Origin of the sequence: Asticcacaulis sp., from assembly GCF_020217185.1 — a bacterium.
GTDB lineage: Bacteria > Pseudomonadota > Alphaproteobacteria > Caulobacterales > Caulobacteraceae > Asticcacaulis.
On the sequence record NZ_JAIWNX010000276.1, the window covers coordinates 1 to 10,000 of the forward strand.

Annotated in this window: 12 protein-coding genes; 3 read left to right on the forward strand and 9 right to left on the reverse strand. The window is 60.9% G+C overall.

Going from position 1 to position 10,000, the window contains the following annotated elements; all coding sequences use genetic code 11:
- Together LDL37_RS14015 and petA are read right to left on the reverse strand one after the other, a co-directional pair.
- On the reverse strand, positions 1 to 408 hold a 408-nt coding region (locus LDL37_RS14015; protein WP_290799449.1), incomplete at its 3' end, for a cytochrome b N-terminal domain-containing protein.
- A 10-nt stretch (positions 409 to 418) separates the two neighbouring features.
- Positions 419 to 958: a ubiquinol-cytochrome c reductase iron-sulfur subunit gene (gene petA / locus LDL37_RS14020; protein WP_290799450.1), complete on the reverse strand. Its 540-nt coding sequence runs from the start codon at positions 956 to 958 to the stop codon at positions 419 to 421.
- A 228-nt stretch (positions 959 to 1,186) separates the two neighbouring features.
- Between petA and LDL37_RS14025 the strand changes: the two genes are divergently transcribed.
- The gene (locus LDL37_RS14025; protein ID WP_290799451.1) at positions 1,187 to 1,666 is read left to right on the forward strand and encodes a tRNA (cytidine(34)-2'-O)-methyltransferase; all 480 of its coding nucleotides are present in this window, start codon (positions 1,187 to 1,189) and stop codon (positions 1,664 to 1,666) included.
- Positions 1,667 to 1,675: 9 nt separating this feature from the next.
- Positions 1,676 to 2,590 carry an oxygen-dependent coproporphyrinogen oxidase gene (gene hemF / locus LDL37_RS14030; RefSeq protein ID WP_290799452.1) on the forward strand — a complete coding sequence of 305 codons (915 nt, stop codon included), beginning with the start codon at positions 1,676 to 1,678 and terminating at the stop codon, positions 2,588 to 2,590.
- 29 nt (positions 2,591 to 2,619) lie between these two features.
- On the opposite strand, the gene LDL37_RS14035 is transcribed toward hemF, so the two are convergent.
- The 6 genes from LDL37_RS14035 to LDL37_RS14060 form a co-directional block, all read right to left on the reverse strand.
- A complete protein-coding gene (locus LDL37_RS14035) occupies positions 2,620 to 3,003 on the reverse strand; it encodes a hypothetical protein (protein ID WP_290799453.1) in 384 nt (127 codons plus the stop codon).
- Entirely contained in the window at positions 3,000 to 3,710 is a 711-nt protein-coding gene (locus tag LDL37_RS14040) for a type 1 glutamine amidotransferase (RefSeq protein WP_290799454.1), read from the reverse strand. Before LDL37_RS14040 ends, LDL37_RS14035 begins: the two co-directional genes overlap by 4 nt.
- A 21-nt stretch (positions 3,711 to 3,731) precedes the next feature.
- The gene (locus LDL37_RS14045) at positions 3,732 to 4,961 is read right to left on the reverse strand and encodes a CCA tRNA nucleotidyltransferase (protein WP_290799455.1); all 1,230 of its coding nucleotides are present in this window, start codon (positions 4,959 to 4,961) and stop codon (positions 3,732 to 3,734) included.
- Between the two features lie 35 nt (positions 4,962 to 4,996).
- Complete coding sequence (locus tag LDL37_RS14050) at positions 4,997 to 5,503, reverse strand: DUF1285 domain-containing protein (protein ID WP_290799456.1); 507 nt, start codon at positions 5,501 to 5,503, stop codon at positions 4,997 to 4,999.
- The gene (locus tag LDL37_RS14055) at positions 5,500 to 6,033 is read right to left on the reverse strand and encodes an N-acetyltransferase (protein ID WP_290799457.1); all 534 of its coding nucleotides are present in this window, start codon (positions 6,031 to 6,033) and stop codon (positions 5,500 to 5,502) included. Before LDL37_RS14055 ends, LDL37_RS14050 begins: the two co-directional genes overlap by 4 nt.
- Positions 6,034 to 6,145: 112 nt before the next feature.
- Positions 6,146 to 6,874 (reverse strand): enoyl-CoA hydratase-related protein, encoded by a 729-nt coding sequence (locus LDL37_RS14060; RefSeq protein WP_290799458.1) that lies wholly within the window; start codon positions 6,872 to 6,874, stop codon positions 6,146 to 6,148.
- 231 nt (positions 6,875 to 7,105) lie between these two features.
- Here LDL37_RS14060 and LDL37_RS14065 point away from each other — a divergent pair, with 231 nt between their 5' ends.
- Positions 7,106 to 8,491 (forward strand): hypothetical protein, encoded by a 1,386-nt coding sequence (locus LDL37_RS14065; RefSeq protein WP_290799459.1) that lies wholly within the window; start codon positions 7,106 to 7,108, stop codon positions 8,489 to 8,491.
- 176 nt (positions 8,492 to 8,667) lie between these two features.
- On the opposite strand, the gene LDL37_RS14070 is transcribed toward LDL37_RS14065, so the two are convergent.
- Entirely contained in the window at positions 8,668 to 9,993 is a 1,326-nt protein-coding gene (locus tag LDL37_RS14070) for a dihydroorotase (RefSeq protein WP_290799460.1), read from the reverse strand.
- Positions 9,994 to 10,000: the final 7 nt, after the last annotated feature.

Here is a 10,000-nt window from a genome sequence, read left to right on the forward strand (position 1 = left end):
GAAGATCAGGCAGCCCAAAATCCACAGGACTTCGCGTGGGGCCTTGTACGACCCGTAGTAAAGACCGCGGAACATGTGGACGAAGACGGCGAAGAAGAACATCGACGCGCCGTTGGCGTGCACATAACGGATCAGCCAGCCGTAATTCACGTCGCGCATGATGCGCTCAACGGAATTGAAGGCCAGATCGATATGCGCCGTGTAGTGCATGGCCAGAATGATGCCGGTCACGATCTGGATCATCAGACAAACGGACAGGATGCCGCCGAAAGTCCACCAGTAGTTCAGGTTGCGCGGCGTCGGATAATCGACAAACGAATCATAGGCGAGTCGAACGATCGGCAGTCGCTGGTCGAGCCACTTCTCGACGCCGGTCTTCGGCTCATAGGTTGAAGGATGGTCGCTCATGATGCCCCTCTTAACCGATCTTCACTTTGGTGTCGGACAGGAACTGGAAGTCCGGCACGGCCAGATTCAGCGGTGCCGGCCCCTTACGGATGCGACCCGATGTATCATAGTGCGAACCGTGGCAGGGGCAGAACCACCCACCGTAATCGCCAGCCCCGAACGTCGGCACACATCCCAGGTGCGTGCACGAGCCCACGAGGATCAGATACTGTTCCTTCCCTTTTTTCACGCGGTCGGCGTCGGCCTGCGGATCCTTGAGGTCCGACAGCTTCACGTCCTGCGCTTCCTTGATTTCCTTGGGCGTGCGATAGCGAACGAACAAGGGCTTACCGCGCCACTTGATCACCACCTGCATACCTTCCTGTACCTTCGACAGGTCGAATTCCGTCGAAGCCAGAGCCAGGGTGTCTGCCGCGGGGTTCATCTGATCGACCAGCGGCGGAATAACCATCGCCACTGCGCCTACGGCGGCCGCACCCGCGGCTATGTAAATGAAATCGCGGCGGTTCGGGTCCCCATGACCGCCATGATCCGTAGCAGGTTCGCTCACCTTGACACCTCTTCGTCTTGCGCTCAATGCGCCGACCCGACCTGAACGGGCGGGACGCTTACCTCAATGCTCGCCGCCACAGGGCGGCCATAATTCTTATTGACCTGCGACCCCGCCGGTGGTTTTCCCCGACAAGACGCAGATAGCTCCTCTTACCTGTCAGAGGTCTTTCCGTCTATAGCGGCATTTGCGCGCCGAAAAAATCCTCTGTCCAAAATATGGCATAAAATGCGTCTGGCCCTTTTTCAACCGGATATTCCACAGAATCTAGGCAGTGCGTTACGTTTATGCGCGTGCCTTGATGTCGCACTGGACGTCATCGAACCCTGCGGCTTCCCCCTCAGCGACCGCGCCATCCGTCGCGCGGCCATGGACTATGGCGGTCAGGCCGATGTGACGCGGCATGATTCGTGGGCGGCCTTCCTGAACGGGCGCGACGATTGGCCGCAGGGGGCCCGTCTTGTCCTCTTTACCACCAAGGGCGCCGAGCCCTACCAAAACTTTCAGTTCGGGCCGCACGACATCCTGCTGATGGGGCGCGAAAGCGCGGGTGTGCCGGATGAGGTCCACAACGCCGCCGATGCCCGTCTGCTGATCCCCATGCGACCCGGTATGCGCTCGATCAACGTCATCAATGCCGCCGCCATGGCGCTGGGCGAGGCGCTTCGCCAGACGCAAGGGTTTGCCCCAACCCCCTCAATAGCCTAAAAGACCACCATGACTGCCACCGCCCCCCTCTCCGCCCCGCTTTCCGCCGATAGCCTGAGCACGCGCCAGGAGGCCGCCGCCGTCTGGTTCCGTGCCTTGCGCGACCGCATCTGTGCCGCGTTTGAGGCGCTGGAGGACGCGGCCCCTGAGACGTTGTACGGACCGACGCCCGGCCGCTTTGTGCGTAAACCCTGGACACGCTCTGACGCAGAACACGGCGACGGCGGTGGCGGCGAAATGTCGATGATGCACGGGCGGCTGTTCGAAAAGGTCGGCGTGCACATCTCAACCGTGCACGGCACCTTCAGCCCGGACTTCGCCAAAACCATACCGGGGGCCGCCGAAGACCCGCGCTTTTTCGCCACCGGCATCAGCCTGATCGCGCACATGTGGAACCCGCACGTCCCGGCGGTGCATATGAATACGCGCTTTATCACCACGACACAGAGCTGGTTCGGCGGCGGCGCCGACCTGACGCCGCTTCTGGCCGCCGATCGTCGCGAAGACGCCACGCAGGCCAAAGCCTTCCACGCGGCGTTCGAAGCGACCTGCGATCACTTCGCGCCGGACTATTATGCGCGTTTCAAAAAATGGTGTGATGAATACTTCTTCCTGCCTCACCGCAACGAACCGCGCGGCATTGGCGGTATCTTCTATGACCACCTCAACACCGGCGATCATGAGGCGGATTTTGCCTTCACCCGCGCAGTGGGCGAGACGTTTCTCGATATCTATCCGCGACTTGTGAGTGAACGCTTAGAGCAAAGCTGGACAGAAGACGAGCGTGATCAACAGTTGATACAGCGCGGCCGCTATGTTGAATTCAACCTGCTCTATGATCGCGGGACGCTGTTCGGCCTGAAAACCGGCGGCAATGTTGAGTCCATCCTGTCGTCCATGCCACCAGCAGTGAAGTGGCCGTAAGTGGGGCAATGGCAGACAATTGAGAAGTCTTACGGCTCCAGATAATCGACCGTAATCCGGGAAAAGGTAAGTTCAACCTGTCCCCAACAGCCTTCGATATGAGCCCTGTTGCCTGTTAAAAGAAGCGTGTCGATGTTGCCGTAATCGACTTCGCCATCGGCATCCGTAGAAAGGGCATTTTTCAAGCGCAGAGCCTTCCAATCTACATCTGAAACATCTTCAAATCGAAGGGCTAAACGCTTGAAGCAGTAGTATATTTCAGAAGGCGGCACCTGATAGGCCGGATGGTTTTCGGTCAGGACCGCATCCAACAAGAAGATCAGATCGGGATCCTGCTCAGCAATCCCAATGACATAGCTGTCTTCCAGGTAAATGTATTGCAGAGCTGCACAGGCTTCAAAATATGGTTTCACGCCGCCAGAAACCGTGAAATCGCTGCCAGCACATGGTCGCGCGTCGTGCCGGCCTTTAGGCTGTCCATCGCCTGATCGACCAGATGCTCGGAAATGCGCCAGCCGCGGCGGCTCATCCACAGATCACCGGCGAAGTTTTCACAAAATTCCGGATGGCACTGGAACGAAATCGCCTTGCGGTCGGTATAGGCCAGCGCGCCATAGGGCGTGAAGTCCGACCCGGCCAGCACCACCGCCGTGTCGGGCTTTCTGACCACCTGATCCTGATGGCTGACCGCGACGCGGATCGACGACAGGTCTGTTGTGGCCAGTTCGCGCCATAAGATATTGTCATGGATGGTATATTCGTGCAGGCCGACGCCCCAGCCCTTATCGGATTTTTCAACGTGGCCGCCCCAGGCCTGCGCCATCACCTGATGACCGAAGCAGATTCCGACCACGGGCACCTGCGCATCCAGCCCCCTCAGCCAGCCGATGAGGTCCGAAATCCACGCATGATCTTCATAGACTCCGGCGGGTGAGCCCGTGATCACCACGCCGGTGAGTTTGTCATCTGGCCCCGGCAATTCACCTTCCATGGTGCGAAACACGCGAAACTGACGCTCAGGCGCGGCCAGATGCGTGCGAAACATGTCAGCATAGGTGCCGTAGGTTTCGCTGAGAGTTTCAGGCGGCTCACCGGTTTCAAGGATAGCAACGTAGGACATAAGGCAAACAGCAACGGGTTTTTACTGGCCTCTTATGTTTGCCTGTTTGGCTATGGCGTCAATGGCGTCCTCAATCACGATTGGTGAGAAATCGTGTGCGATCCAGTCGGCCTCAATGCGGCGCAGCGTCTGCCCCAGTTCCGGGCCGGGCGCAAGGCCCACAGAGATCAGCCGCGCCGACTTCAGCGGAAAAACCGGCACGTCGATCTGTTTGAGGTTTTGATCGAGCGTTTTCCACGCCTCTGGACTCAGCCGCGTTTCGGCCCCCCGTAGCACAAGCGCGTCGCTCAGCGCCTGACGGCCGTAGCGATAGAGCCCGCGCTTCAGAGCCGGCAGTGACGCCCTTACATCGGCCTCCGCATAGGCGGCGGCGGCCGCGCTCAGGCGGTCGGCCACCCGGTTGGGCAGGCGCAGACGCTGGATTAAGGCGGCAAGCGCCTCAGCCCATCCGTCACCACCGATCAGAATAATCAATCGTTGAATCGCGTCTGAGGTCAGGGGGAAACCTGCCGCCACGCGCTCGGCATTCACGGGGGCACCCGGCACAACGTGCGCCATGACCCCGGTTTCGATCATGCGCTGTACGACGTTTACCGGGTCCGCAATAGCGAGCAGCTTGAACAATTCCTGCTGGATACGCTCACCCGACAGGCTGTCTATGCCTTCCCCCAAGGCCACGCAGGCGCTTAAGGACGCCTCATCCAAGCCCCGCCCATGACTGGCGCTAAAACGGAAAAAACGCAATATTCTCAGATAGTCTTCGCGAAGTCTTGTCTCTGCGTCTCCGATAAGGCGCACCCGCCCGGCCTGCACGTCGTCAAGCCCCTGCCCCGTCGGATCGAACACCTCGCCGCGGATATCGGCATAGAGGGCGTTGAGGTAGAAATCACGGCGTTGCGCGTCACGGCTCCAGTCCGTCGTATAGCTGACTACGGCGCGGCGGCCATCGGTTTCGACGTCTTCGCGTAGAGAGGTGATTTCGAACAGCTGGCCCTCGATCACCGCGGTAATCGTGCCAAAGGCCTTGCCGGTCGGCACATGGCGGATACCCGCCGCTGACAACGCCACCTCGGTGGCGTCCGGCGTCAGTTGCGTCGAGAGGTCGAGATCGCCCGGCGTGCGGCCCATGACCACGTCACGCACACAGCCGCCGACAAAACGCACACAGCCCGCCCCCCCTGCCGCTTCGAGCGCGGCAAAGACTTGCTGAACCGCAGGCGCGGTCATTTCCGGAGGGAGCGCGATGTGCACCGGGGCAGCCTTATTTCTGTTACGGACTCCGGAACCTATGCTGAAACCACCGGGATTTCAAATCTCTGTCCGTCCAGCGCCAGCCGCACCTTATCGCCGTCAAGTGCCGCCGTCTCGAACAGACGGGCCGCGCAGGCGCGCGTCAGTCGCCCCCAAAGATCGCCGCGCACCCGCATCCGCGGCCGCCATTCTTCGCCCTGCACATCAATGACCAGCGGATGCGCGTCCGACAGGGGCAGCGGGTCGTCCTGATCGCTGCGGAAAACCCTGCCTTCGAAATCGACGATGCGAAACGGCAAATCCTCAACCCGGATGGCCAGCTTCTCAACGGGCGTGACCAGCACATAGCCCTCTGCGTCACGGCGCAGCAGTTTTGAAAACAGCCGCACGAGCGCCGGGCGGGCAATGGGCCGGCCTTCGTGCAGCCAGACGCCATCGCGGCGGATAAGGATATCCATGGCCCCGCACAGGGACGGCTGCCACGACTCAACGGGATAGTCTTTATCAGGAAAACGCGCGGCCTCGGTCAGCCAGCCGTTCATTTGTCCACTGCACCCGTCAGAGGTTCGCCCTTATAGGCGGGGTTATAGAGGACCATCAGGCGGCGCAAATCGACCGGGCCCGGCAGGCTCAGCCCTTCGGCCTTCGTGAAGCCAAAGCTCTGAAAATAGGCCGGCGTCCCGACCAGCAGGATGGCGGTCACGCCCGCGTCAAAGGCCGCCTTGATAGCGGTACGGATCAGCGCGCGTCCGATACCCAGGCTTTGGTGATCTTCGTCAACGGCGATCGGCCCCAGAAAGGCCATGTCGCCTTTGAGCGCCTGATTGTCATCGCGCACCTTGACCGGCCACAGCCGCACCGAACCGATAATCGCGGTTTCGCTCTGCCCGCCCTGTTCGATCCGGTGCATAACGAACGACAGGCCCGGGATGGGCTGGTTGCCTTCGCGCAGGCGTTCCGCCGTCTTGGCGTAGCGGCCGGGTCCGAACACGCGGTTGACCAGCGCATCAGCGGCCTCACGCTCAGCCAGCGCCTCCACGGTAATCAGACGATCAAAGGCATAGCTATCCACGGCCAGACCTGACTTATATGCAACCTATGCCACAAAGCGGCAAAAACGGTCGCACCCTTTAGTCCTAAAGCCCCGCCCCGTCAAATAAACAAGGTTAGGCGTTTGTTACAACTCAGCCTTTTTTGAGAAACGCCGCAAAGGCCGCGGCGGCTTCCGGACTTCTCAGCCGCGCCAGAAAAATGTCACCCTCGCGCACGATCTGGTCCCATACGACGTCAGGCTGCCGCATCAGGGCCTTGGCCTGAATGAGCGCCTCCAGCGGCAGGGTGGCCAGTTTTTCAGCAACGCTCAGAGACTCCGCTTCCAAAGCCTCACGGGTTACCACGCGATTGGCGACACCGGTGCTCAGGGCTTCGGCCGCCGGAATGCCCCGCCCGGAACTGAGCCACTCAAAGGCCCGCGCATGGCCGATTCGCTGGGTTAGCAGCAGGCTGGAACCGCCTTCGGGTGTCAGGCCCAGCTTGAGGAAGGGCAGGCTGAGGCGCGCGTCTTCGGACAACAGCACCTGATCGCAATGCAGCAGCAGGGTGGTCCCCACCCCTACGGCCTGCCCCTGCACCGCCGCCACAATCGGCATGCGCGCATAGGTCAGGGCTTTGAGGAAACGAAAGACCGGCAGGACTTCGACCGCGCCCTCGTGCGAAGCCAGCGAAATGAAATCGACAATGTCATTACCGGCGCAAAAGTCAGCGCCCTCGGCTTCGAGCAGGACAACGCCCGGGGAAGTCTCGATCGCCTCGGACAGCGTGTTGTACATCGGGTGATCGAGAGCGTTTTTCTTGGCGGCCCGATCGAGCTTGATCCGCCTGATGCCCGCCGCGTCTGTCACCTTTACCGACATGCCGTTTCGTTCCCTTATTGTGTTATAATCCTGCCCCTATATGGCACGTCTGCCGCTGGGTCAGGCAAGCCTCAAAATCGGAGCGTTTTTTTATGCCAAGTGCCATTTGCCGCGCGTTCCCGGCATTGCCTTCAAGCCGCCACATCCTGTAGAGACAATCCTGTTATAAAGAGCCGCTAAAATCCGGCCGTCGTCTCATTCACAGGTTCGCATTCAAGGAAAACGCAACCGATGTCTCTTTCCACCTTCCTCAGAGGCGCGGCTATGGCCGTAGCCGCCCTCGCGCTGGGGTGCAGCGCGGCCTCGGCTGCCGAAGCGGTCAAGCTCAACGATAAGCAACGCGCCAAGGGCGTGGCGGATGCCCCGGCCCTGATTCAGGCGGCGGGCGTGCCCTGCGAACCGGCCGATGCCTACTATGTCGGCGAGTCCAGCAGCAAGGGGGCCGATGGCAAGCCGGTCAAGCTTCAGGTCACCGAAGTGTCCTGTAAGGCCGGAGGGGGCTACCTGCTCAGCAAGGACACCACGACGAACAAGGTCGATAAGTTCAACTGTACCCAGGCCTTTTCGCAAAACGCTGCCAACAACAAGCAGGCCAAGTGCGTGTTGCCGGGCAATGAAAAGCACTATGCGTGGATGACGCCTCTGGCGCAGCAGTATGACGAGGCCTGTACCGTCAGCAATGCCCGCTGGATGGGCGCGGTCACGGATCATGGCTTTGACCGCTATGAAGTGGCCTGCGACGGCCGCCCCGGCTTCGTGATGGACGTGCCCTTTACGGCCACCAGCGCCAAGCTGAGCTTTTCGAACTGCCTGATGACCAAGGGCAACTCGGCCTGTCAGTACACCACTGAGGCGCAGGCCATGCAATCCCTGCAAGCGCCCGTCAAACAAGCGCAGCCGTCGTGCACGGTGGAAAAGGCCCGCTGGATCGGTCGCGTCACCAGCGAAGGTCAGGACTTCTATGAAATCGGCTGCGCCGGCAAGCCCGGCTTCGTTTTGCAGACAACGACGACGATGAAGTACATCGCCAGCGTCGGCTGTGACCGTGCCGGTACGCTTGGCCCCTGCCAATACACGGACGCCGCCAGCCTGACGGCCGAGGCGCGCACCGCCTACGGTGAAAAGCTGAAGGCGGCAGGCATCAGCTGCACGGTTGCCGAATACAACCTGATCGGCACGGAAACCGCCACCAAGCGCGACCTGATCGAATTCAAATGCCCTGAGCAGAAATTTGGTCTGGCGGCCTTCATCCCGAACACCGGCTCGACGGCCAAGTTCGAAGCCATGGACTGCTTCACCATGATCTCGCGCCGTAAGGAATGTGGTTTCGTGCCGCGCGCCACGCTGGACAAGCATCTGGACGTCCTGATCAAGGCGGCGAAGAAGGATTGCGACGTTCAGCAGGTTACCTATCTGGGCCGTGGCGACGATGACGCCGCTCTGGTCGAAATCGCCTGCACCAACAAGCGTGGTTATGTGGGTGCTGTGGTGAAGGCCCGCACCGGGTTCGATGAAGTCGTCTCCTGTAACATCGCCAAGAGCCGCAAATACCCGATCCAGTGTGAAATCCCCGGCAACGGCACCTACGTGCCTCCGGCGGGTGGTTCCAACGACTGATTGGTGTTTTAACGCCCAACGAAAAGCCCCGCCGATCACCCGGCGGGGCTTTTTGCATTCATATAGACGTCCATACGTAAATTGTCAGCCTTGAGTCGAATAATAGCCGGCAAGCGCCGCAGGTACAAAAGTACCTGCAAGCGCAGACTGCGTATTAGTCGGCCAAGGATGGCGATTTACAATATCTCCATGAAGCGGCAGGCCTCGCCTTGCGACGGCCGGATGATCTCGTCATCGCGCATGACCACCTTACCGCGGATGATGGTGGCCTTAGGCCAGCCGTGGGCTTCGAAGCCGTCAAACGGCGTCCAGCCACAGCGCGACCGCATCTGATCGTGGGTGATGACCCGCTTGTGGTTCAGATCGACCAGCGTCACGTCGGCATCATAGCCTTCGGCCATCCGCCCCTTGCCGGCCACGCCGAAGACGCGCTGCGCCCCGGCGGAAGTCAGGTCCACCAGCCGCTCCAGCGACAGCTTGCCATTGGCGACGTGGGTCAACATGACCGGCAACAGGGTCTGCACGCCGGGCATCCCCGACGGCGAGGCCGGATAGGGCTTTTGCTTCTCTTCGATGGTGTGCGGCGCGTGGTCAGAGCCCAGCACGTCGGCGACGCCGTCGCTGATGCCACGCCACAGGCCATCGACGTGGTACTGATCGCGAATCGGCGGGTTCATCTGGGCATAGCCCTTCAGGCGCTGATAGGCTTCGGGTGCAACCAGCGTCAGGTGCTGCGGCGTGATCTCGACCGTAGCTATGTCCTTATTGTGCGACAGGAATTCAATCTCTTCGGCGGTGGTGACGTGCAGGACGTGAATACGCTTGCCCGCCTCGCGCGCCAGACGCACCAGACGGTGGGTGGACTGGATCGCCGACTGGGCGTCGCGCACGAAGTCATGGCTGGTCCAGTCGCCTTCGCGGGCGAGCGCCCGGCGTTCGGCCAGACGGTATTCGTCCTCGGAATGGAAGGTGGCGCGACGGTTGACGCTGGCCAGCACCTTGGCCACACCTTCGTCATCGGCAATCAAAAGGGTGCCGGTCGAAGCCCCCATAAACACCTTCACACCGCAGCAGCCCTTCATGCGCTCAAGCTCACCCAGATGGGCGGCGTTTTCGTGCGTGCCGCCGACATAGAAGGCGTGGTCGCAGTGCATACGGTGATGCGCGCGCTTCAGCTTGTCCTCAAAGGTCACCGGATCGGTGGTGTTGGGATTGGTGTTCGGCATTTCGAACACGGCCACGACCCCGCCCATGACCGCGGCCTGCGAACCGGTTTCGAGGTCCTCCTTCCACTCCAGCCCCGGCTCGCGGAAGTGCACCTGCGTGTCGATGACGCCCGGCATGGCGAGAAGGCCTGTGGCGTCGAACACTTCGCCTGCCGAAGCCTGAGACAGGTCACCAAAGGCCACGAACTTGCCAGCGGTGATGCCGATATCCCCCTGCCCTCGACCGGCGTGGTTGATAATGTCAGCGTTGCGGATGATCAGGTCATAGGTCGGCATGGGGCGT